The organism is Lacinutrix mariniflava, assembly GCF_001418015.1.
Taxonomy (GTDB): domain Bacteria; phylum Bacteroidota; class Bacteroidia; order Flavobacteriales; family Flavobacteriaceae; genus Lacinutrix; species Lacinutrix mariniflava.
Map to the genome: position 1 here is coordinate 169,085 of NZ_LIQG01000026.1, position 25,663 is coordinate 194,747.

Annotated in this window: 14 protein-coding genes; 5 read left to right on the plus strand and 9 right to left on the minus strand. The window is 32.9% G+C overall.

Translation table 11 applies throughout. The features are described 5' to 3' along the window. Positions 1-232: 232 nt before the first annotated feature. The 6 genes from ASC44_RS07785 to ASC44_RS07810 all read right to left on the minus strand — a co-directional run bounded on the left by ASC44_RS07785 (position 233) and on the right by ASC44_RS07810 (position 11,064). Positions 233-2,140: an OmpA family protein gene (locus ASC44_RS07785; protein WP_055447047.1), complete on the minus strand. Its 1,908-nt coding sequence runs from the start codon at positions 2,138-2,140 to the stop codon at positions 233-235. Between the two features lie 32 nt (positions 2,141-2,172). Then, a complete protein-coding gene (locus ASC44_RS07790) occupies positions 2,173-3,078 on the minus strand; it encodes a PorP/SprF family type IX secretion system membrane protein (RefSeq protein WP_055447048.1) in 906 nt (301 codons plus the stop codon). A 31-nt stretch (positions 3,079-3,109) separates the two neighbouring features. Continuing rightward, positions 3,110-7,927: a T9SS type B sorting domain-containing protein gene (locus ASC44_RS07795; protein WP_055447049.1), complete on the minus strand. Its 4,818-nt coding sequence runs from the start codon at positions 7,925-7,927 to the stop codon at positions 3,110-3,112. 170 nt (positions 7,928-8,097) lie between these two features. Next, a complete protein-coding gene (locus tag ASC44_RS07800; RefSeq protein ID WP_055447050.1) occupies positions 8,098-9,135 on the minus strand; it encodes an aldo/keto reductase in 1,038 nt (345 codons plus the stop codon). A 190-nt stretch (positions 9,136-9,325) separates the two neighbouring features. Then, complete coding sequence (locus ASC44_RS07805; protein ID WP_055447051.1) at positions 9,326-10,285, minus strand: OmpA family protein; 960 nt, start codon at positions 10,283-10,285, stop codon at positions 9,326-9,328. A gap of 17 nt (positions 10,286-10,302) precedes the next feature. Further along, positions 10,303-11,064 carry an exodeoxyribonuclease III gene (locus tag ASC44_RS07810; RefSeq protein ID WP_055447052.1) on the minus strand — a complete coding sequence of 254 codons (762 nt, stop codon included), beginning with the start codon at positions 11,062-11,064 and terminating at the stop codon, positions 10,303-10,305. 122 nt (positions 11,065-11,186) lie between these two features. Between ASC44_RS07810 and ASC44_RS07815 the strand changes: the two genes are divergently transcribed. Beyond that, positions 11,187-14,624, plus strand: a complete 3,438-nt coding sequence (locus tag ASC44_RS07815) for a hypothetical protein (protein WP_055447053.1) — start codon at positions 11,187-11,189, stop codon at positions 14,622-14,624. Here ASC44_RS07815 and ASC44_RS07820 read toward each other — a convergent pair. Continuing rightward, complete coding sequence (locus ASC44_RS07820) at positions 14,621-15,715, minus strand: hypothetical protein (RefSeq protein WP_055447054.1); 1,095 nt, start codon at positions 15,713-15,715, stop codon at positions 14,621-14,623. The two genes, ASC44_RS07815 and ASC44_RS07820, sit on opposite strands and share 4 nt — an antisense overlap. A gap of 147 nt (positions 15,716-15,862) precedes the next feature. Between ASC44_RS07820 and ASC44_RS07825 the strand changes: the two genes are divergently transcribed. The 3 genes from ASC44_RS07825 to ASC44_RS07835 all read left to right on the plus strand — a co-directional run bounded on the left by ASC44_RS07825 (position 15,863) and on the right by ASC44_RS07835 (position 21,819). Next, positions 15,863-16,180 carry a DUF6660 family protein gene (locus tag ASC44_RS07825; protein ID WP_055447055.1) on the plus strand — a complete coding sequence of 106 codons (318 nt, stop codon included), beginning with the start codon at positions 15,863-15,865 and terminating at the stop codon, positions 16,178-16,180. Positions 16,181-16,264: 84 nt separating this feature from the next. Then, positions 16,265-20,602: a CusA/CzcA family heavy metal efflux RND transporter gene (locus ASC44_RS07830; protein WP_055447056.1), complete on the plus strand. Its 4,338-nt coding sequence runs from the start codon at positions 16,265-16,267 to the stop codon at positions 20,600-20,602. Between the two features lie 5 nt (positions 20,603-20,607). Next, positions 20,608-21,819: an efflux RND transporter periplasmic adaptor subunit gene (locus ASC44_RS07835; protein WP_055447927.1), complete on the plus strand. Its 1,212-nt coding sequence runs from the start codon at positions 20,608-20,610 to the stop codon at positions 21,817-21,819. Positions 21,820-21,894: 75 nt separating this feature from the next. Here ASC44_RS07835 and ASC44_RS07840 read toward each other — a convergent pair whose 3' ends face one another. Beyond that, positions 21,895-23,436 (minus strand): glycine--tRNA ligase, encoded by a 1,542-nt coding sequence (locus ASC44_RS07840; RefSeq protein WP_055447057.1) that lies wholly within the window; start codon positions 23,434-23,436, stop codon positions 21,895-21,897. Positions 23,437-23,500: 64 nt separating this feature from the next. Beyond that, complete coding sequence (locus ASC44_RS07845; protein WP_055447058.1) at positions 23,501-24,397, minus strand: hypothetical protein; 897 nt, start codon at positions 24,395-24,397, stop codon at positions 23,501-23,503. A gap of 515 nt (positions 24,398-24,912) precedes the next feature. On the opposite strand from ASC44_RS07845, the gene ASC44_RS07850 reads away from it, so the two are divergent. Further along, complete coding sequence (locus ASC44_RS07850; protein ID WP_055447059.1) at positions 24,913-25,590, plus strand: ComF family protein; 678 nt, start codon at positions 24,913-24,915, stop codon at positions 25,588-25,590. The last annotated feature ends 73 nt before the right edge of the window (positions 25,591-25,663 follow it).

Genomic DNA, 25,663 nt, shown 5'->3' on the forward strand with positions numbered 1-25,663 from the left:
CGTAATTATTTAATTTATGGTTTATCAAATATCCGATTAACAGCATTAATATTCGATTAATATGCAAATATAACTTAATATTATTACTATTTATACTCTAAAAGTAAATTTAAACGACGTAAGTAGGTTTACAAACAGCTAACAGACAAAAGATTAAACATAAAAAAAGCCACAACATATGTTGTGGCTTTTACTAATTAAATCTATTTAAAATTTAATTTATTGTTTAATTTTAGTTGGTAGTTTTTGGCCCACCACTCATTATTTTAAAGTCAGAACGACGGTTAAGTTGGTGTTCTTCTTCTGTACATGTTTTACAATCTACTAATAGTTCAGTTTCACCTTTTCCATTACCAGATATTCTTTGTGCGCTAATGCCTTTAGAAACAACATAAGCCACTGTTGACTGTGCTCTTCTTTCTGATAGACTTAAGTTATAATCTGCTTTACCTCTTTTATCTGTATGAGATGTTGCATAAATAACCATTTCAGGATATTTGTTCATTACCATTATTAACTTATCTAATTCGTTAGCGCCTTGAACAGTAATATCCGATTTGTTAAACTCAAAATATATAGGCTCTAATACTACACGGTCTTCAATAATTATTTTCTTTATAGGTGTTAAGTCTACAGTAACTTTTAATGTTTCTTCTTTTGTTGCTGCAACTGTTTGTGTTGCGTCTTCGAATTCGTCTTTTGTTATTTTAAGACTCGTTTCTATTTCGCAATCTGTTTTAAAACTAGCAATACCTTTTGCATTTGTTGTTCCTGTGTTTAGCACAGATCCTTTAGCGTCGTATAAGGTAACATTCGCATTTGCTATTTTTTCTCCTGTTTCTGCATTTTCAGCAGTTACAATCATATCGACCATACATAGAGGTGCTATTTCTTTTATAGCATAAATATCATCATTTCCTTTTCCGCCTGCTCTATTAGATGATACATAACCCTCTTTTTCGTTGTTTATTAAAAAAGCAAAATCATCGGCTTTACTATTAATAGGTGCTCCTAAGTTTTTTACTTCTTCAGTTCCTAATAAATCTGTATAATACACATCAAGGTTTCCTAAACCTAAATGTCCATTAGAAGAAAAATATAAATACGCACCATCACCAGAATAAGGAAACATTTCTTGACCTTGTGTGTTTACTTTAGGGCCTAAATTTACAGGTGTTCCTGTCATTCCGTTTGTTTCTATTGGCGCCATATAAATATCATACATACCTGATCCTCCTGGCATGTTTGAAGAAAAATATAATGTTTTACCGTCTAAACTTACCGATGGGTTTTTTACAGAATAATCTTTATTGTTAATCGTTAATGGCTGAATGTCTTCCCATTTGTTAACTTCAGATTTAGTGGCTTTAAACAAATGAATAACACTAATTTTAGTATTGCTTGTGCTGTCTTTTTCATAAATGTTTTCAGAGAAACTCTCTCTTGAGAAATACATTGTTTTTCCATCTGGTGAAAAAGAAACAATACCTTCATGGTATTTTGTGTTAATTTTACCTTCTATTGTTACTGGCTCAGTATAAGATGCTCCTGAAACTGTTTCTGAAGTATATATGTCTAAGAAAGGTTCTTCGTTCCATCCGTATTTTTTTCTACTATTATTTCTCGCTGATGAGAAATACAGTTTCCCATCCTGAATAATCCCTCCAAAGTCTGATGCTTCCGAGTTAATATCTAAGTTCTTAGCCGTAAACTTCTCTTCTTTTGCCTGAAGTTTAGTTAGATAATCTGGATTAGCTAAAAATAGAGTTGCTCTATCATCTCCTGGACTTAAAGAAGCAAATTTCTTCATTTGCGCATTTGAAGCTTCGTACTTTCCATTTGCTTTTAGCATTTCAGAATACTTGAAGATCATTTCCGGCTCTTGTGAAGTTTCTAAAGCTTTTGAAAACCATTTCTCGGCTTCAACCGTGCTAAAAATATTGTAATTAGCTTCTGCTAAACGTCCGTAAACGTATGCATCTGCCGATCCTTTTTCTATTAGTTTAGTATAATCCTCTATAGCATCTACAAATTCAAGTTTTGCAAAATGCTTATCTGCTTTCTTAGTTGCGTTAGTTTGCGCCGATAAGCTTAAGCTACTTAGAACTACTAATGTTAGTATTAATTTTAAATGTTTCATTTGGTGGTGTCTTTTGTGTTAGCTTAAGTGGTTTAGAAATAACGTGGTGAACGTGATACTTTTTTTGGTAAATCGATATCGAAGTTTATAAATATCTCGTGTGAGGCATCTGTTACTACGTTTAATTCTGATTGAATAGCATCGTAAGCATAACCAATTCTCATTGTTGGTGAAACCATAAAGTTTACCATACCACTAAAAGAATCGTCTAGCCTATAACCACCTCCTATTTCTACAATATCGTACATGAATAAGTTTAGGTTTACATCGTAACTTACTGGTGCATCAAAAGCAAATTTCATTAAAGCGTGTGGCTTTAATTTAAAGTTCTCTGATAAATCGAATACATAACCGGCTGCTGCAAATAAATGCTCAGTCTCAGATCCTATTTTTCTTCCATCACTGTCTAAATGTGTTCCATTTAAAATGTTTGGCATTGAAGCTGATAGATACCAACGATTAGGTTGGTATAAGTACATTCCTGCTCCAACATTGGCTGTTGTTTCATTAACATCTTGTGAGAAAAATGGATCATCAGCATCTATTGTCTCAATACTGGTTAATCCAATATCATGAAATGTAGCTCCCGCTTTTAATCCGAAAGCTAATTTTGTAATACTTCCTACTGGTAAAGTATAAGAGAAATCTACATAAGCATTGGTTTCTCTTACCGGACCTACTTCGTCATTAATTAATGATAATCCTAATCCAACTCTGTTACCTACTGGCGAGTGAATACTTAAGGTACCTGTACTTGGTGAGCCTTCTAGGCCAACCCATTGACTGCGATATAATGCGCCTATGGATACGCTCTCGCTTGATCCTGCATATGCAGGATTGATAACATTCATGTTGTACATGTATTGCGTATACTGCGGATCTTGTTGCGCTTGTACTCCTATAACTACTAGGAATACGATATATAGTATGTTCTTCATCTGTATTATTATTGGTTTCTAGTTGTTTAGATTATTTGTTTTCTCTGTTGATATATACCCAAGCGGCTTTCGTTTTATTGCCTTGGTAATTCATTACATAGTAATAAGTTCCTGTTGGCAACTCATCGCCATCTAAAGATTGACCATACCACTCATTTAAATAATTTGTCTTCTCGTAAACCTTAACTCCATTTCTATTAAATATCGTTAAAACTTGAACATCAAAACTACTTAAATCGAATGTCTCGTTTAATCCATCTCCATTTGGTGATATACCTTGTGGGATAACACAGCTTTCTAACTCTTCTACAGTTACAGACTGAGTTGAAGTACATTGAGGACTAGTTCCATTAAAAGTTACTAATATTTCGTAATCACCAGGTAAAAGCACTGTATCTAGTGTAAGATCTGTTTGACCCGCGATCGTAACTCCTTCGTATAACCATTCTATTGTAACATCAGATTCTGTGTAATTATCTGCTATTGCCGTTAATGTAATAGGCGCATTAGCATTTGGACATACTGCATAATCTATATTAGCATCGAAAGTAGTGACAGGAATATCTTTAACTATTATATTAAATTCTGTTGTCTTATAACAATCTGACGCCTCATTGTTCTGTATTCTAGCAACAATCATTTGCGTACTAGACGTGTTAGAATATGGTGAAATCAATGCATTTACTCCCGCATCTGCATCTATTTGCGATGCGTGATAAGTAACAACAAACACTGCTGGATCTTGACCATTAAGAATAGTTGGAGTATGTTGTTCTAAATCGAAATCTTCAGTTCCATCACGAGACTCATCATCACATAATTCTAAATCATCTAATTGAGTAATCTCAGGAAGTGCACCTAAAACTACTAATTCAAATGTTGTATTTGTACTTGCACATCCAGATCCTGTTCCTACAGAATTGACATCTTCTACTCTTACGAAGATTATTGTTCCATCTGCAGCAGAATAAGGAGAAACTAAAGCATTCGCTCCTGTTTGTGCATCATTTAAACCTGAATGATAAGTTACCAAAAAGTCTGCAGCATCTTGACCTGCTGTATTTAAAATAATACTTGAAAGCCCTTCTAAATTAAAATCTTCAATTCCATCTCCAGATTCATCATCACAAGTAGTAATTGACACCTCATCTTGAGGAACACTACTTACTATTGCTTCTTGAAATAGATTAACTATTACTGTTGTAGTAGCATTACCCATACATTGGTTATCGTATGCTGTAACAGCATATGAGTTTGACTCTGTTACAGTAATAGAAGAACCCGTTAAAGCTGGGTCTAAAATTCCGTTTACATACCACTCAAAAGCATCTGCAAATGGAGAATCCGCCTCTAATAAAATAGAATCGAAGCCACATAGATTAGCTATTGAAGGTGTTGCGTCATCATTATCATCATCAATAAAAGTTGCATCGGCACTAACTATATCTACTGTTATTTCTCCACTTAATGTTCCTGCATTAGGATCTGGATTAGTAGGATCTAAATTGGTTTGATTAATTTGAATAATTCCTGGATCTTGATCGAAGTTAGTAATAAGTAAAATATAAAGATCACCTGCTGACGCTCCATTTAATACAAAATTTTCTACTGCTGCTCCAGAATAACTACAACCTACTGGAATTCCTGTTGGATAATCTCCTCCATTACAAAAATCATCACCTGAATTAAAAGGTCCCCATATTGCGAAATCGACATCTAATTCCTGTCCAATAGGAGTTCCTAAAATATCGAAAGCTGTATTCTGAACCATTTCAATCTCAATATCTCCTGATGTACCTATTTCTAAAATACTAAATGTTGGATTAGGAGAAGTCCCTAAACAATCTATTGCACCAAATCCAGGTAAAACATTTATAGTATTATAACTATACAAATCGTCTCCACCAGGGCAAAGGTTTTCTGTTAAATCACATGTAACGTTAGCAGGTGCTTCGTACGGTGATATACACAGATCGAAAGTTGTAGTTTCTTCGTTACTAGCATTAGAAAATATTCTAACAAAATATGTATCACCTATTATTAATTGAGGAGTAACACTTGAAAGCAAATCGAAGCCTGACGTGCAACTAATTTCTGTTAAAGCATCGCAAGCTCCTTCATAAACAGCATGGTCAATATTAAAGGTTAAACTACCCTGTATATTAGCTAATGCTATATAATGGAATTCGCTTGTAGCTACAAACTGAAACCATACATCGTCATCAGGATTACCTCCACAAGATGGATTTGGCACTCCTGAAGGCGTTGCCTCTTGAAGTGTACCTGGTGTACTTACTTCACATAAAAAACTATCATTTACTAAAGCAACTGTTGCATTACTACAGTTATCGTTTGCTGGAGGACATGCTGCTAATGAAATTGATGGACTTGTAGAAAAACAAGTATCTTGTTCACTAGTTACTGTAAAAATTATATCTGTATTAAAAGGATAAGGTCCAAATTGAGTTACACCTGTTGTTGCTGAAACAGAAACTAGAGTACCTCCTTGATTATCTTCTACCGAAACAGATGTTGCTCCTCCAAAGTATGTAACATCTACATCTACAAAAAACTGATCACCATTGGCACAATCATCTATTATTTGATAAGTTGCTACTGGATTAAAGCATGTTGGTGCTTCATCGAAAGTAACGTCATCTATTGCGATATCATCATAAAATCCTGTTGACGTTTCAGAGAAAATAAAATTAGCTTGAACGTCTCCTGTAATAGTAAGTCCACTTAAGTCTATAAATACTTCTTCCCAACCATTTGTATTGGTGTTGTATGTTCCCATTGGGATCCATGCCGTTCCATCCCAAACTTCTACGTCTAATGTTGAGTTATCATTACCTTCGTTATCACTAATTATATAAAAAGATAGTGTTGGTGCTACTAAAGCAGACACATCAATTAATGGTGTTGTTAATGTTGATGGTCCATCGTCTCCTGATGAATCTACCCATGCAAAGTAATTGTTTGTTGCAGTAGTACCTGTTAGAGTTCCATTGTTACCTATATGGTCAAAACCTCCATCATCAGCAAATTCCCAATCTTCTCCACCATCCATTGTCCAACATAAAGGAATATCTCCTCCATTTTCGAAACCTTCGGTATATGGCGCTATAAAAGTCGTACATTCTGTTGCAAAGTTTACAGGCCCAATCCATGTTCCAAATTCACTTCCACAAACTGTTCTAACATATGCTTCGTAATCTGTTGCAGATGTTAATCCCATTGCTACATATGGCGCATTATTTGTTGTTGCTGTACCAGCAGCCGTTGGAATACCTGTTCCAGGTGCTTGAACAGAAACTTCCCATCCTGTTTCACCACCAAAAGCATCCCAAGATATATTAGCTGAGGTTGCTGTTGACGAATCGAAAGCTAAATTAGCTACATCAGGACAATTAGGTATTGCTCTAACTTGAAAATTATCTACAAATGCTTCATTATCTACTGGATCATTAACTGTTCCTTCAGATCCTAAAATTCCAAATTGCACATTTTGACCAGAGTAAGCTGTTAAATCGTATACAGGATGTAAACCTGTTACAGGAAAAACTGTAGTAGAATCCCATGTTTCTAATATCGTCCACGTTACACCTAAATCTGTTGAAATTAAAATTTGAACTATATCATCTGATCCTAAAGTCCCTGGGTTAACAGAACTACCAAACGCCATAACACCTAAATCAAACTCTGCTTGAAATGGGCCTCCCGTTAAATCAAATGAAGGCGATAATAACCAGTCACTTTTTGATGCTAACCATAAATTAATACTATAAGCTCCATTAAATCCATTATTTAAAAACCCATCTTGATTCCAAGAACCAGCACCTATATCACCAGGTCCACTAATAGCATCTCCACTATCTGCTTCATCCCAACAATCTGCTGGAATAGTTGCAAAATCTTCTATATAGTCCGGAATAAATGCGGCACATTCTGTTGTAAAGTTAAAAGGTCCCGACCATATACTAAAGTCTCCTCCACAACTTGATCTCACATAAAATTCGTAATCCGTTACAGGTGCTAAAGTAGCATCTTGATATCCAGGAGTAGTATTTACAGCTACACCGCTTCCAGTTGGAAGGCCTGTTCCTGCTGTTTGTACTATAGCTTCCCAAGTTGTTTCTGTTCCTCCTGCTACCCATAAAAGATCAACAGTTGAAGAAGATACACTTACTAAAGAAAGATTTGAAGGTGCTGCACATGTTACTTCAAATACAGATATATCATCGAACGCTACACCGTCGTCAACTCCTGATCCATCTGAAGCAAAAGCGATACGTAATATTACACTTGCTTCTCCTGCTAAACCTGTTAATGCATGATTAGCTGTTACCCAACCATTAGATCCTGAACCATTACGTCCTGTCCAACCTATTTGCTGACCACCAGGATTTCCATTAATTGAACCATCATTATACCAGTTACCTCCATCTCCAAGAGCTCCAACATTTACCCATGTTGTACCACCATCTATTGAAGATTGTAAAACTGTACCATCCCAACTAAATTCTGACTCCCACCATAAACTTAAAGAAATAGCTGGTGCAGCTAATGATGAAAGATCGAAAACAGGACTCGTTACTGTTGACGATTCTGAATTATTGTAATTTCCAGTTAAATTTGTTACCCAAGAATTTGCTCCAGAGGCAGCACTATTAATAACCACTGAGGCAGGTGTCCCTAAAGCCCATGTTCCGCTTGTTGCATTATCTGCAATCCATCCACCATCACCAGCTTCGAAATCTTCGGAGTATGGATAAGTAGTAATTTGTGCATTGACATTAAGACCAAATAGTATGGTCGCAATTGCCAATAAAAGTGTAATTTTTTTCATCGTTGCTAATTTCAATTAGTTTTAGTAATGCACTAAACTAAATAAAAAAACGATTGTAATATCTATTAGTTTCTTTTTATAGATTAAACACGTTTATTATCGATTAAAAGTGTTAACGAAAAAATAGATCAACAGCCTCTTTTAAAAACACACAACTATTAAATTAACACTTATGGAGCCGGATTTGGTATTACGTTATGAATCTCATCTATATTATCCAATACCTCATCGTTTAAACACAGATTTACACTATCAATATTCTCTTTAAGCTGCTCTAAATTTGTTGCTCCTATTATATTACTTGCAACAAATTCTCTTTGATTAACAAACGCTAGAGACATTTGTGCTAAAGACATATTATTAGCTTCGGCTAATTCTAAATACTTTTGTGTTGCTTTTGTTGCCTGCTCACTACTGTATCTTGCAAATCTTGGAAACAGTTTTAATCTAGAGTTTTCTCCAGCCGTATTTTTAATATACTTTCCAGACAATACTCCAAAAGCCATTGGCGAATATACTAATAAGCCTATATTTTCTCGCATAGACACTTCTGCCATATCTCCTTCGTAAACACGATTAAGTAATGAATATGCGTTTTGAATAGTTACTGGCCTTGGCAAGTTATTTAGTTTAGACTCTTCAAGATAGCGCATGGCTCCCCAAGCTTTTTCGTTAGACAAACCTATGTTTCTAATTTTCCCTTCTTTAATAACGGCATCTAAACTTTCTAAGACCTCTTTAAAGTTATCTTCCCACTCGTCGTTTGGATTATGCTTGTAATCTCTAACTCCAAATGTATTTGTTTCTCGTTCTGGCCAATGTAACTGAAACAAATCTATATAATCTGTTTGTAATCTTTCTAACTCATTATCTACAGCGTCTTTAATACTTTGCTTACTAAAACCTGTGGTTCTAATATGCGCTGTATAGTCTCCGTTTCCAGCAATTTTAGATGCTAAAATTACTTTCTCTCTATTTCCTGTTTTTTTTAACCAAGTACCAATGACTTTACTTGTTGCTCCTTGTGTTTCTTTTGTTGCAGGTACAGGATACATTTCGGCAGTATCTATAAAATTAACACCTTGATCTATGGCGTAATCTAATTGCAAGTGTCCTTCGGCTTCTGTGTTCTGGTTTCCCCAAGTCATAGAACCTAAGCAAATTTTACTCACCTTTATATCTGTGTTTGGTAGTGTTGTGTATTTCATAGTATAGATTGTATCTTTTTTTTTATAAATATAAAAAGACCAAAACAAAATGTTTATTGTTTTGGTCTAAATATTTGTTAATATTCCCGCGTTAAGGATGGAGGCATTGTTGAAGCTCCTCGCAGAGAGCGACTGCCGAGAGCCTGACCAAACCAATGCTTTTTAGCATTGGTTTGGTAACGCCCAAAATTTAATTATCGCTTAACAGTCTAGAAAGCTCGTCTAACTTTGGTGTTAGAATAACTTCTATGCGTCGGTTTTTGGCTTTTCCTTCTGTTGTATTATTGCTTGCAATTGGAGCAAATTCTCCACGTCCTGCTGCTGTTAAATTTTCTGGATTGATATTATTATTTTCTCTAAGGATATTGACGATTGCAGTCGCTCTTTTGGTAGACAAATCCCAGTTTCCTTTAATTTGACCTGAACCAGAGTAAGGTGCATTATCTGTATGACCCTCTATTAAAACGGCTATTTCTGGGTTATCGCCTAATACGCTTCCTAATTGTTTAACTGCTTTTTTACCTTCTAATCCTACTGCCCAACTTCCTGAATTAAATAAAAGCTTGTTTTCCATAGAGACATAAACTTTTCCATTACGTTGCTCGATGGTAAGACCTTTACCTTCAAAATCTGTTAATGCATTTGAAATTGCATTTTTTAAACTAGTCATTGCAGCATCTTTAGCCGCTATAACACTTTCTAACTCTGCAACTCTATTAGAACGTGTTTCAAGCTCTTTTTTCAATTGTTCTAATCTTGCATTCTCTGATGCTAAGGCTTGTTCTTTTGCTTCTAACTTTGCTAATAACTCTCTATTTTTTTTAGAATTAGCTGCGATTGCAGCTGAGCTATTAGACTCTAATGCATTATAAGAATCATTTAAATTTTTATGTTCATTAACTAATGCTTTATAGTCTGCTTCCCAGCGATTTTTATCTTCTGTTGCGCTATCGTAATCTTCTTTGGTGTATTTTAATTCGTTTTCGGCTTTATTTTTAGCTAAAAGCAAATTGTTATACTCATCTTGTAAGCTTCTATTTTCTTTTTTTAATGCTGCATACCTATCTTCTAAGTTTTTAAAAACTTTTGGAGACACACATGATGTTGAGACAATTAGCAACAAGGCTATGACTTTGAATTTTGTTTTCATTTGGGTAATATTGTTTTTTAGTTTTCTATTTCTACTAAAATAGGACAATGGTCACTATGTTTAGCTTCTGTAAGTATAACGGCTCTTTTTATTTTTTCTTGTAATGGTTTTGTAACCATTGCATAATCTAAACGCCATCCTTTATTGTTTGCTCTTGAATTTGCCCTATAACTCCACCAGCTATACTCGACTCTCTCGGGATTTAAATATCTAAACGAATCTATTAATCCGCTTTCAATAAAAGCACCAATCCACTCTCGCTCTACCGGTAAGAAACCTGAAACGTTTTTCATTTTAGGATTATGAATATCTATTGCTTCGTGACATATATTATAATCTCCACAAACTACTAGATTTGGTATACTTGAAGTTAAATTTGTTATGTAATCTTGAATTTCTGACATATAATTAAGTTTAAACTCAAGTCTATCCATATTAGTTCCAGATGGTAAATACATACTCATTACCGAAACACCATCGTAATCTGCACGAATATTTCTACCCTCAAAATCCATGGTTTCTATTCCTGTTCCGTATTCTACATGGTTTGGTTCTGTTTTGCTTAATATAGCAACACCACTATATCCTTTTTTTTGAGCACTATACCAATAGTTATATTTATAGCCCGCCTCTTCAAATAACGAAAGGTCTAACTGCTCTTTCATAGCCTTGGTTTCTTGCAAACACACAACATCTGCATTAGCACTAATTAGCCATTCTATAAAACCTTTTTTTATTGCAGCACGTATACCATTTACGTTGTAAGAGATGATTTTCATATATAATTAATTGTTATTTCTGCTAAAATAAATAATGCATTACTTTTACCACATTAAATAATTCCTAAATTAAACATAAACTATTAACAAAATATATTGTCGTGTTTTTAGTTTAACTACATATGAGGTCTATACTTACTCTTTTTACTTTTTTCTTCGGAATTATTGCTTTCGCACAAGAGCATAGTTCTAATTTTAGGCAGAAGACTGTAGCTAAAACAGAGGTTATAGCCATAGATAGTGTAAGTATAAACCCGAATAGTTTTTCTATTAAACTGAAAGATTCCACTATTATAGACACTACCTTTTATTCTGTAGATTTCTCGAAAGCAATTTTAACTTTCAAAAAACCTATTGAAGCAGATTCTTTAATAATTAACTATCTTAAATATCCAGAATACCTTACTAGAGTTTATCAGCAATTTAACGAAACCGTTATTGTAGAGAATAACGATAAGGTTAATAAACTCTACAAAATTAAACAGTCTAACACAGAAAACGAGTTCAAGCCTTTTGACGGTTTAACAACTAGTGGAAGTATTTCGCGAGGCGTTACTATTGGAAATAACCAAAATTCGGTATTAAATAGTGAGTTAGATTTACAAATTACCGGAAAACTTAACGATAAAGTTTCGCTTCGTGCCTCTATTCAAGATGCCAATATACCGCTACAAGAAACTGGTTACTCTCAACGTTTAGATGAATTTGACCAAGTTTTTGTTGAAATTTTTAGCGATAAATGGAACATAAGAGCTGGAGATATAGATTTAGAAAATAACGATTCTTATTTTGCCCAGTTTTCAAAACGTGTTCAAGGCCTTTCCTTAAAAGCAAGATTTGGCGATGACGATGCACAAACCAACCTATTCGCAGCTGGAGCATTAGTTCGTGGGCAGTTTACTACTAGTCAATTTACTGCTCAAGAAGGGAACCAAGGTCCTTATAAATTACAAGGGCAAAATGGTGAGTTATTTGTACTTATTGTTTCTGGAAGTGAAACCGTTTACGTTAACGGTATTATTGTAGATCGTGGTGAAAATGAAGATTATATAATAGATTACAATGCAGGTGAAATTATTTTTAACTCTACTTTCCCGATAACCAGTGAAATGAGAATTACTGTAGACTACCAATTTAGTGATAGAAATTATTCACGTTTGGTTGCATACGCAGGAGGAAATTACGAGTCTGAAAAATTTAAAATTGGAGCTTCTATTTATTCTGAAAATGATGCCAAGAACAATCCATTACAACAAAATTTATCGGCAGATCAGGTTAGTACTTTAACCGAAGCTGGCGATGATAGAACACAAATGGTTGCACCTTCTAGCGTAGAGGAAGCTTTTAACGAAAACCGGATTCTATATAAAAAAGAAATTATTAATGGTGTAGAAGCCTTTCTGTTTTCGAACAATGCAAACGATACTCTATTTAGTGTACGCTTTACAAATATTGGAGATAATAATGGTAACTATATAATAAGTAGCATAAACGCCATCAACACCATCTACGAATATATAGAACCAATTGCGGGCGTGCCACAAGGTAATTTTGCACCTATTATACAATTGGTTGCACCTGTTAAATTACAAGTAGCGGTGGTTAATGGAAGCTATACACCTTCAGAAAAAACCACCATTAATTTTGAATTTGCCGGTAGTAAAAACGATTTAAACCTTTTCTCTAGCTTAGATGATGATGACAACACTGGTTTTGCAGGAAAATTAAACGTAAGACAATCTATTGTTAAACAGGATAGTTTATGGAATGTTGATGCTTTTGTAGATGCCGATTTTATTCAAGATCAATTTAGAAATATCCAAGGTTTGTATAATCCTGAATTTAATCGCGATTGGAATATTGATGAAAACACCACAAATGGATTAAACTCTAGTTTTGGAGATCAAATATTACTTTCGGCAGGAACAAGTGCTTTTCATAATAAAAAAGGAAAAGCCAATTACCTCTTCGAGCATCTTAATTTCTCTAACAATTTTAACGGAAACAAACATACAGTAAATGCTAAATTATTTTTAAATAAAAAACTAGCACTAACCACAAATACAAGCCTACTAAACAGTAATGCATCAACAACAACCTCTACTTTTTTACGCACATATAATGAAGCACGTTATAATTTTAGAAAAAGTTGGGTTGGCGGAAGATTGTCTGCTGAAAACAACGAACAAAAAGAAGTTGCTACCGATAGTTTTACCGATTTAAGTCAGCGTTTTAAAGCTTACGAAATTTTTACAGGTGTTGGTGATAGCACAGGTGTTTTTGCCGAAATTGGCTACAAATATAGAGTAAACGACAGTTTACGTAATAATAATTTAGAACGTGTAAATACCTCTAACACCTACTACTTAAACTCTAGATTAATAAAAAATGAGCGCACAAACTTATCTTTATTTGCAAATTATAGAACTTTAAAAAATACTGACGAAAACGTAGAGGATGAACAATCCATAAATTCTAGATTATTATTTAGTCAGCAATTTTTTAAAAATATAATAAATTGGAATACCGTTTTCGAGACCAACTCTGGAACCTTAGCACAACAAGATTTTACCTACGTAGAAGTGGAACCCGGACAAGGCGCTTACACTTGGAATGATTATAATGGCAACGGAATTCAAGAATTAGAAGAATTTGAAATCGCACAGTTTCAAGATCAAGGTAAATACATTAGAGTATTATTACCAAACCAGGTTTTTATAAAAACACATCAAAACAGATTAAGTCAAGCATTAACTTTAAATCCAACCAGTTGGATAAACGAAGACAATAAAAGCAAAAAATTCCTGTCTCATTTTTATAATCAAAGTAGTTATTTAATAGATAGAAAAATTAAACGAGAAGGCAATGCTTTTAATATTAATCCGTTTGAGAGTGATGAAGATAACCAATTAGGACTTCAGCTTAATTTTAGAAATGTATTAAGTTATAATCGCGGAAAACAACACTACACAACCTCTTATACTTACTTAAGTAACCAATCTCGAAATGTATTATCTGTTGGTTTTATTGCTAATAGTTTAAAGAGTCATCAGTTAAATTTTAATCATAAATTTGCTACAAGTTGGTTGGCTAATTTTCTTGCCGGTTTCGATAAAAATGAAAGTGAAAGCGAAAACTTTGTGACTAAAAACTTTAAAATAGATGAAGAACGCTTCAATCCAAAATTATCTTATTTACTAAACGACAATGTCCGTTTCGATGTATTTTACCAATACACAAACAAAGGAAATACGATTGGTGATTTAGAAACTTTAAATCAACAAAAGTATGGCTTCTCTTTTGCCGTAACTAAAAACGTAAAATCTGCTATTTCTGGAGAATTAAATATTTTTTCTAATACATTTGAAGGTAATGCAAACTCTCCTGTTGGTTACCAAATGCTTGAAGGTTTACAACCAGGAAAAAACCTTACTTGGAGTGTTTTGGCACAGCAAAAAATTACTAAGTTTTTAGATTTGAATCTTACTTATTTTGGCAGAAAAACCGAAACTAGTAAGACTATACATACTGGGAATGTGCAGCTGAAGGCTTATTTTTAATAATATTTAATTTTTCGAGTCCAAACATAGAGTGGCTCTCCATTAACTATCTTCGTGATTTTAGTCCAGTTTCCTTTACGGTCGAATTTGTATTTAAAATCTAACACATGACCTCTTTTTCTACCATAAGAGTCCTTTCCTGAATATTTAACATGTTTAATTAAATTTTTGTCGTTGTATTTATAAACAATAGTGTCATTATTATTGGGATATTTTATATTCACATGTTCGCAATATGTTTTTAAATCATTAGAATTATATCTATATTTAAAATACGAATTAAGAGTATCTTTTATATTACCTTGATATATTAAGTTATTTCTATCATCATATCGATATATTATTTTATAAGGTTTTTTTGAGTTTTCTTCAACCCCACGCTCTTCGTATATCTTATTCTCAAAGGCATCAAATATTCTCTTTTTCATTAAAAATTTATTCCCAATAGAATCTTTAATTTTAAAACTATTGTTATTATTATAATTAAAAACTCTTTGACGGTATTCTTTTATAGAATTTTCAATACTATCAATTTCAATTGTAACGATATCTCGACTACCATATTCATCAAAACTTTTAACTCCAATTACTTTTCCTTCATAACCTCTAGCATAATACCAATGTACAAAATCATTAGAATCGTCACTCCAATAGCGGCTTTCAGAAATAAGTAAATTAGACTTATTATAAAAATATCTAGTTAAGTAATAAACATCGTCATAAAATAACTCTTTCGTTTCTACTAAATTTTCGTTTTTATCATATTTATAATAATACTCTGTGTCAACTTCATCATCATTATCGTACCAAATTTCATAATCTTTTTTTCTATTTTCAAGAAATACTATATAGCACTTAATATTGCTAGCCCTTAAACCTCTTGTCCAATTCCCAATAAAACCAGAAGTAATATGTTTAGGAGATTTTTGCGATTCCAATTCAAATATTTTAACCTTTGCTCCTTTTACATCTTCAAACAGTTCTACCTTCATCCTTACAGACTTTGGATTACCATAAATAGTGTCCATATTCTTTTGAGCAAATACAATCGAAACAACAAAGAAGATAAAAAGATTTAAAATTGATTTCATAACTAGTCTAGATTAGTCTTTTCAAAGATTATAAAACTATTCAATTTTAAAAAGCTTTAATGAGTAAACATTACTTTTTAATGAGTAAAAGCTTATTTTTAATACTCTTAACATTTCTAATCTAAAAAAATAGAATACCTTTACATCGTGAAATTTATTGCAATCATATTATCTATTTACTTAACAGGTCTTACACTTATACCGTGTAACGATGTAGCAATAGACAATAGCGACACTTCTCAAGATACTTACGTTTCTAGTGATCATGGTACAGATAATCATACTCAAGATTTATGCTCACCTTTTTGCACTTGCCAATGTTGCCACATAGAAATTATACCATCTCAACCAATAGATTTCGTTTTCTCAAAAATAGAAGAGACTATAAAAATGCCTTCTTATTTCGAAAACATAAGTAGAGACCATATACACAGTCTTTTACAACCTCCTCAATTTAATTCTTAAATATCTGAATCTTTTCAGGCCTTTTTTACTCTATTTAATAGAGTAAATACACATTTTATTTACAGAATTAAATCAAAAATCATAATGATTAATAAACTTATTGACTTTTCAATCAATAACAAATTTGTTATTGCATTGTTTACACTAGCACTTATAGTTGGCGGAATATATAGCATACAAAAAGTACCCGTAGATGCCGTTCCAGACATTACAAACAATCAAGTACAAATAATAACACAAGCTCCAAATTTAGGAACCGAGGACATCGAGCAATTTGTAACTTACCCAATAGAATTGGCTGTTGCAAACCTTCCAGAAGTAAAAGAAATTAGATCTATTTCTCGCTTTGGACTCTCTGTAGTTACTATTGTTTTTAGCGACGACATAGACACTTACTTACCAAGACAATTGGTTAGTGAAAAACTAACCGAAATTAAAACCCAAATTCCCGAAGGTTTCGGCACGCCTTTTATGGGACCAATTTCTACCGGATTAGGTGAAATTTACCAATACACATTAGAAGTAGACCTTGAATTTAAAGACAAATATTCCTCTACAGACTTACGTACTTTTCAAGATTGGATTATTAGGAGACAAATGGCAATGGTTCCGGGAGTTGTAGAAGTTAACGCCTTTGGAGGACATAAAAAACAATACGAAATTGCTATAGACCCAAATACTTTAAAATCTATAGGCATAAGTATTAACGACGTATTTAATGCTTTAAAAAATAACAATCAGAATACGGGAGGTGCTTATATCGAGAAAAACCACCAAGCCAATTTTATTCGTGGAGAAGGTTTAGCAAGAACAATTACAGATATTAATAACATTGTTGTTACCAATAAAAACGGAATTCCTATTACTATTAAAAATATAGCAACAGTTAATTTTGGAAATGCCATACGTTACGGTGCATTAACAAAAAATGGAGAAGGAGAGGCTGTTGGCGGCATGATATTAATGCTGAAAGGCTCTAGCACAAATGAGGTTATTAACAATGTAACCACTAGAATTAAAGAGATACAAAAATCGCTCCCAGAAGGTGTAACCATTAAACCTTTTTTAGACAGAAGTAAGCTAATAGAAAGTACAACTTCTACAGTAGAAAGAAACCTAGTTGAAGGCGCATTAATTGTAATTTTTATTCTAATATTTTTCTTAGGAAACTTTAGAGGTGGTTTAATTGTTGCCTCAACCATTCCGCTATCGCTTTTATTCGCTTTTATACTAATGAATATTTTTGGTGTTTGGGCAAACTTAATGAGCTTAGGTGCTATCGACTTTGGAATTATTGTGGACGGAGCAGTTATTATTGTAGAAAGCACCGTTTTCTTAATGTATCAACGTATTAAAAAAGGACAAACAATTAACCAAGAAGAACGCGATAAACTAACCTATAGTTCTTCTTCAAAAATGATGAACACCGCCTTCTTTGGTCAATTTATTATCTTAATTGTTTTCCTTCCTATTTTAGCATTAGAAGGGATTGAAGGCAAAATGTTTATTCCAATGGCACTTACATTCAGTTTTGCTATGATTGGCGCTATGATACTTTGTTTAACTTACGTACCAATGGTAACGGCTCTATTTCTAAAAGTCCCAGAAAACAAAAAACTAACTTGGGGAGACAAAACTGTTATTTGGTTAGAAAATATTTATGAAAAAAGTTTAGCTAAAGCCTTAAAAGGTTCTAAAGTTATTATCATTTCTTCTGTTATTTTGTTAGCCATTTCTGGTTATCTGTTTTCTAGAATGGGTGGTGAATTTATTCCGCAGTTAGATGAAGGTGATTTAGCTTTTCATGCTATTTTAAAACCAGGAAGTTCGCTTACAGAAACGATTTCTACAACTACAAAAATTGAAAAAATTGTAAAAGAAAACTTTCCAGAAGTTGAAGATATAATTAGTAGAATTGGTGTTGCAGATGTACCAACAGACCCAATGCCTATGGATATAGCAGATGTATTTGTTATTTTAAAACCACAAAGCGAATGGACAACCGTAACTAGCAAGGAGGAATTAATTTCTAAAATGAAAACACGCTTAGAATCGATTCCGGGTGTTAATTACGAATTCACCCAACCCATAGAAATGCGTTTTAATGAACTAATTACTGGTGTTCGAGAAGATATCGCCATTAAATTGTATGGAGACGACTTAGAAATTCTATCAAAAAAAGCCGAAGAAATAGGAAAACTAGTTGCCAATGTAGACGGTGTTGCAGACATGAAAGTAGAAGCTACTTCTGGACAACCACAAATAACCATTCACTATAATAGAGCTAAAATTGCGCAGTACGGTTTACAAATAAACGACCTTAATACACTTATTCAAACCTCTTTTGCTGGTGGAGTTGCAGGAACAATTTTTGAAGGCGAAAAACGATTTGATTTAGTAGTTAGACTGAAGGACGAGTTACGTCAAGATTTAAATCACGTTAAAAATCTATTTGTAAGCCTTCCCAACGGTTCTCAAATTCCTTTAAAAGAAGTTGCCGAAATAAGCTTTAAACCAGGACCAATGCAAATAAGCCGAGACAATACAAACCGTCGTGTTTATGTTGGAATAAATGTTCGTGGTAGAGATATTAAAACACTAGTTGAAGAAATACAAACAAAAATAGACACCGAAATTAATCTTCCAACAGGTTACTATGTTAGATATGGCGGTGCTTTTGAAAACTTAGAACGCGCTACTAGTAAACTAAAAACGGTAGTTCCAATTTCTCTAGGATTAATTTTTGTATTAATTTTTTTCGCCTTAAAATCGATGAAGCAAACCTTAATGATTTATGTTGCCATTCCGTTTGCTATTATTGGCGGCATATTTTCATTAATTTTAAGAGATATGCCTTTTAGTATCTCTGCAGGTGTTGGTTTTATAGTGCTTTTTGGAGTTGCTGTTTTAAACGGATTAGTTTTAATAAGCGGATTTAACGAGCTTAAAGAAGAAGGTGTAACAGATATTAACGAGCGTATTCGTATTGGAACGCGAAGACGTATTCGACCTATTTTACTAACGGCTTTAACAGACATGTTAGGCTTTTTACCAATGGCCTTATCCTCTTCTTCTGGTGCCGAAGTACAACGTCCGTTAGCAACAGTGGTTATTGGCGGTTTATTAACCGCAACATTACTTACATTGTTTATAATACCAATTTTATACCGTTGGATAGAAACAAGAGATGAGAAAGCGAAAAGCAAAAGTGGAAACTACAAAACAGTTTTAGCTTCATTGTTAGTTTTCTTTGGCGTCTTTAGTCTTAATGCTCAGACAAATCAGACCCTTTCTATAGACGAAGCCGTAAATATGGCTGTAAAAAATTATCCTTCTTTAAAAGCTTCAAAATTAAATATTGACAAAGAAGAGGCCTTAAAAACTACAGCCTGGAATTTTGGAGATACTAAAATATTTACTTCAGGAGAAGAAATAGGAAACAACAATCCTGCAACTTATACAAGACTTGGTATCGGTCAAACTGGTATTGCTATTTTTAAAGGTCCTGCTAAAAGCAAACTAGCAAAACAAAATATTGCCTTAGCAAAAATGAACCTTCAATTAAACCGTTTGGAGTTAGAGCAAAATGTAAAAAAGGCTTGGATTAATGCTTATGTTGCTAAAAAGACCTATCAATCTTATGCTGCTATAGATTCTGTTTTTTCTGGCTTAGAACAAGCTCTTGAGTTAAGATATGAGACCGAAGCTATTTCTCAATTAGAATATAGATCGACAGCAAACCAAGGTCGCTTAATCACTATCCAAAAGCAAGTTGCGCTTAATAAATACAATATCGCTTTACAAACCCTAAACCAATGGCTGTTTAACGATGTTATATTCGATGTAGAAAACACAGAAACTGCTGCTTTAGAACGCCAATCTATTATAATTCAGGAGTCCTTGAAATCGCATCCGTTATTTAATTACTGGGACAACCAAACAGCAATTGCTAATGCTCAAACAAATGTAGAAAAAGCAAGTTACCTTCCTAAACTTTCTGCGCAATATGGTTTTCAAGAAATTAACGGACAGTCAGGTTTTAGTAGTTTTCAAATAGGTATTCAAATACCGTTGATTTTTAATTCTGTAAAAGGAAAAACTAAAGCTTCAAAAATAAATTCTGAAATTATTAAAGAAGAGAATCGAGTTAAAAAAAGCTTACTGGAAACTAATTACACTAATCTCGTTACTCAATTCAAACAAAATAAAAGTAACTGGGAGTATTATAAATCCGAAGCTTTAAATCTTGCTATCCAACAACGTAACGGAGCTACATTATCTTACAAAGAAGGTGCAATGGATTACATTGCCTTTATACAAACCATTAAAGAAGCTGTACAATTAGAAATTAACACTTGGGAGATTTTTAAAGACTATTTAAACAGCAAAATCGAGCTAGAATACTATACAAATAAAAACTAATGACTATGAAAACATCATATAAAATACATATAATTATTGCTTTAACACTTGTGCTTTTTAGTTGTAATAATGAAAAAAATAAAGCAGATAATCATGAAAATACAGAAAAGTATGAAGATCATTCTAAAGACGATTCTCATGATGAAGACAAGCCACATTCTGAAAAAATCATACTTACCAATACCCAAGTTAAAGATTTAGAAATTAGTGTTGATACTATATCTAAACGCAACATGTCTGGCTACATTGAAGTTAACGGAAGCTTAGGCGTACCTCCACAAAACGAAGCAATAATTACTTCTATTCTAGGAGCTAACATTAGCAAAATAAAAGTAATTGAAGGAGACAAAGTAAAAAAAGGACAAGTTGTTGCTTACATTAGTCATCCAGATATTATTACTATGCAAACAGATTATTTGCAAACCGTTAACAAGCTTACTTTTTTAGAACAAGACTTTAATAGACAGCAAAAACTATACGATGCAAAGGTTGCTTCTGGTAGAGATTACCAGCAGGCAAAATCTGCTTTTTCAAGTGCAAAAGGACTTACAAAAGGTTATGAGAGTCAGTTGCGTTTATTAGGCATATCTCCTAATAGTGTTAAAGCTGGTACTATTTCGCAAATTGCACCTGTAAAAAGCCCTATTGATGGTTATATAGAAAAGGTATTTATAAAATCTGGTCAATATGTTTTACCACAAACACCACTTATGGAAGTTGTAAATACAGAGCATATACATGCCGATTTAATGGTTTTTGAAAAAGACGTTAGCAAGGTTAAAAATGGACAAACCGTTAAAATTAATGTAGAGTCTTTAGGCAACAAAGAACTCTCTGCCACAATCTACTCTGTAGGCAAATCTTTTGAGGAAGGCCCGAAAGCACTTCATATTCATGCTGAAATAAAAAACAAAGATGGAAACCTAATTCCTGGAATGTATGTAACTGCAAGAATTCTAACAGACAGTTCTGAAGAAAATGCACTACCTGAATCTGCTATTTTCGAAGAAGGTAATATAAGTTTTGTTTTTACAGCAAAACAAAAAGAAGACCAATGGTTTTTTTCTCCAATAGAAGTTATTGTAAAAAATACTAACAATGGCTATTCTGCTTTCCGTTTTAAAGAAGAGCAGCCTAAAAATACTTTAATAGCACAAAATGGAGCTTATTATTTAGTAGCAGAAATGAAAAAAGGAGAAGCAGAACATTCACATTAATAAAACCTATTACAAACAAAAAAAACACCCAAACAAGAACTGTTTGGGTGTTTTATTATTTAGAGTAAATTGTAATTACATTTTCATTAACCACTCTTTTACATCAACTTCTTTTTTAATGATATCCTTAAGTTCTGAAATAGCAACACGAGATTGCTCCATTGTATCTCTGTGACGAATAGTCACTGTTTTATCTTCTAAAGTTTGATGGTCTACTGTAATACAAAACGGTGTACCATTAGCATCTTGCCTTCTGTAACGTTTTCCTACTGCATCTTTCTCATCGTAAAACACATTAAAATCCCACTTTAAATCTTCAATAATTTCTTTTGCTACTTCTGGCAAGCCATCCTTTTTAACTAAAGGAAAAACGGCTGCTTTTACAGGAGCTAAAACTGCTGGTAATTTTAAAACAGTTCTTGTTGTATTATTCTCTAATTCTTCCTCCATTAGAGCATTAGAAAATACTGCTAAAAACATACGATCTAAACCAATAGAGGTTTCTAAAACATATGGTGTATAACTCTTATTTTCTTCGTGGTCGAAATATTGTAATTTTTTACCAGAATGCTCTTCGTGTGCTTTTAAATCGAAATCTGTACGAGAATGTATTCCTTCTAATTCTTTAAATCCGAAAGGGAATTTAAATTCTATATCTGTTGCTGCATCTGCATAATGTGCTAATTTCTCGTGGTCATGAAAACGGTAATTATCTTCTCCCATTCCTAAAGAAAGGTGCCATTTCATTCTCGTTTCTTTCCAATGCTCGAACCATTTTTTCTGTGTTCCTGGCTTTATAAAAAATTGCATTTCCATTTGTTCAAACTCACGCATTCTAAAAATAAATTGTCTTGCAACAATTTCATTTCTAAACGCTTTTCCTGTTTGGGCAATACCAAAAGGAATTTTCATACGTCCAGTTTTCTGTACGTTTAAAAAGTTCACAAAAATACCTTGTGCTGTTTCTGGTCTTAAATAAAGATCCATTGCAGTCTCTGCACTTGCTCCTAACTTTGTACCAAACATTAGGTTAAACTGCTTAACGTCTGTCCAATTACGGCTTCCGCTTAACGGACAAGCTATTTCTAACTCTTCTATTAAAGCTTTAACATCTGCTAAATCTTCAGCTTCAAGAGATTTTCCTAAACGAGATAGAATAGTATCAATTTTTTCTTGATATCCTAAAACACGAGGATTAGTAGCTATAAATTCAGCTTTATTAAAAGAGTCTCCAAAACGTTTTTCAGCTTTTTTAACTTCTTTTTCAATTTTTGCTTCAATTTTAAGACAGTAGTCTTCCACTAAAACATCTGCACGATATCTTTTTTTAGAATCTTTATTATCTATTAATGGATCGCTAAAGGCATCTACGTGTCCAGAAGCTTTCCAAGTGGTTGGATGCATAAATATTGCAGTATCTATACCAACTATATTGTCATGCATTTGCACCATGGCTTTCCACCAGTAGTCGCGAATGTTCTTTTTTAATTCTGCTCCATTTTGTGCGTAATCGTAAACTGCACTTAGTCCATCGTAAATTTCACTACTTTGGAATACGTAACCATACTCTTTTGCATGAGAGATTACTTTTTTAAATTGATCGTCTTGATTTGCCATAAGTACAAAAATATAAAACCCTTCTAAATATGGAACGGTTTTAATAAAAATATTACCACTTATTTTATTTTAACGTTGTAGAGGTTTTAGAAATAATTTCTCCTTTATGAATAATAGAAATAAAATAAACACCCGAAGTTAGTTTTTCTTCTTTTTCCTTACTAATTATGGCAGAAACTGTAATTTCTCCTCCCTTATAATTGACTGTTTTCTTTCCTGAATAAATAAGTGATTTTTCATTAAACTCAACAGTACCTTTATCTGCAATTATATTCATTTTAGAATCGAGAATTTGAAAGTAAAAAACCTTTGGCCCTTTTGTTAAAAACCTATTTTTAACAAGAGTAAATTCAATATGAAATTTCTTTACTTTTCTAGCATACCTTGTGTCTACAATACGGTTCCTAGAAGTTATACGCTTAACTCCTTCTACGTTCACATTGCTTATAAACAACTTATCGTAAGCTTTCAACTTATCTCGCTCCTCTAAAAGATGGGCATATTTTAATTCAATTACGTCGTTAATTGAATCTCTTAATTTTATGACTTTATTAAAAGCTCTCCTTTCTATTTTTAGAAATTCATTTTCAGATTTAAGATTGTTAACTAAAGAAATAATATTTTCTTTTTTTATTTTAAAATTCTTTAGTTGCAGCTTGTATCTCGAGATTAGAGCCTCGTTAGGCTTTATACTTTTTACAGAATCCATGGTTGCTAACAACCGTTCTTTAGCTTGATTGAGTTGGAGTCCTAGTGAATCGTTTACAACATCTACGGCATCATAGCTGTCAATCATTTCGGAAAGTTCAGATATAATTATTGTTTTTTCTTGTTCTAGAAGTTTATTCTCATCTTTAGTATCTAAGTAACCTGAAACACTTAGTATACTTACTATTAAAAATAAAAATCCAGTTACTATTGTAGCTAGTCTAAAATATGGGATTTGGGGAGTTACCATCATTTTTCAATCAATTTGTAATCTGCAATATTAAATAGGTATTTTGAATATATGAAAAATAAACGCATTTAAATTACAAATAACTGAAAGCGTAAGAATTTAAAGTAAAAAAACCTTCGGAATTTGAATCGTATTTTTATTAAAAAATAGAGGGTATTCCTATTTTAATTCAATAAACCTTAAGCCTTATAATCGACAGTCTCTTGCGCAGAGTATATTAGATATGTTTCCCTGAAATTTAATACTTGAATGTAAAATTCTTTAACTCCTTATAATATTTCATTTTTAACTAATGCAATTGAAGGAACCTAAAATTACATTGCCTAAAAATAGTGAACCAATAATTAACTTACAACTAAAGGCCTGAGTGTTAACTATCATTTAAACTAGACCGAAAATTAAACACATAAATTTTGATTGATGACTAAAATCCATGAAATGAAAATTTAATTGTCAAAGCAATAATAAAACGGATAATATATCTGAAAAACAAATACTTACCGTATTTTAGTTCCTAAATGATAACAGCTCTCCTAAACTTATTCTTTCCAAAAGTTTGTTTAACGTGCCGATTACAACTAATTGACAACGAAAAACACCTATGCACAGCTTGTAGACATAAACTACCATTAACAAATTATCATTTAACTAAAGACAACTTTATTTCAAAATTATTTTACGGAAGAGCTAAAATTGAAACAGGAACAGCTTTACTTAGGTTCGAAAAAAAAGGAATTACTCAACAATTAATCCATCAATTAAAATATAAAGAACAACAACAAATAGGTACTTTTCTAGGCACTTGGTTAGGAACAGAATTAAGTAATAACAAAGATTACTCAACTGTAGATATTGTTATTCCTGTACCTCTACACAAAAAGAAGCTAAGAAGCAGAGGTTACAATCAGGTCACTAAATTTGGTGAAGAAATAGCAGCTGCTCTGCAGGCCGAATACATAGACGACGTGTTAATTAAAGTAACAAATACCAAGTCTCAAGTTACCAAAAACAGGTTTTCTCGCTGGACAGGTAAGAACGATTCCTTTTCACTATCCAATACAAATAAAATAGCAAAAAAACACATTCTTTTAGTGGATGACATTATTACTACAGGAGCAACTTTAGAAGCTTGTATGCTAGAATTAAACAAAGCCGAAAACATAAAAATAAGCATTGCTACAATGGCAATTGCTTAAGACTGTTGCTTTTATGTTAAATTCTTTATAAATACGAAGTTTAATAGAATACTATTTATGTTACTTTACAAAT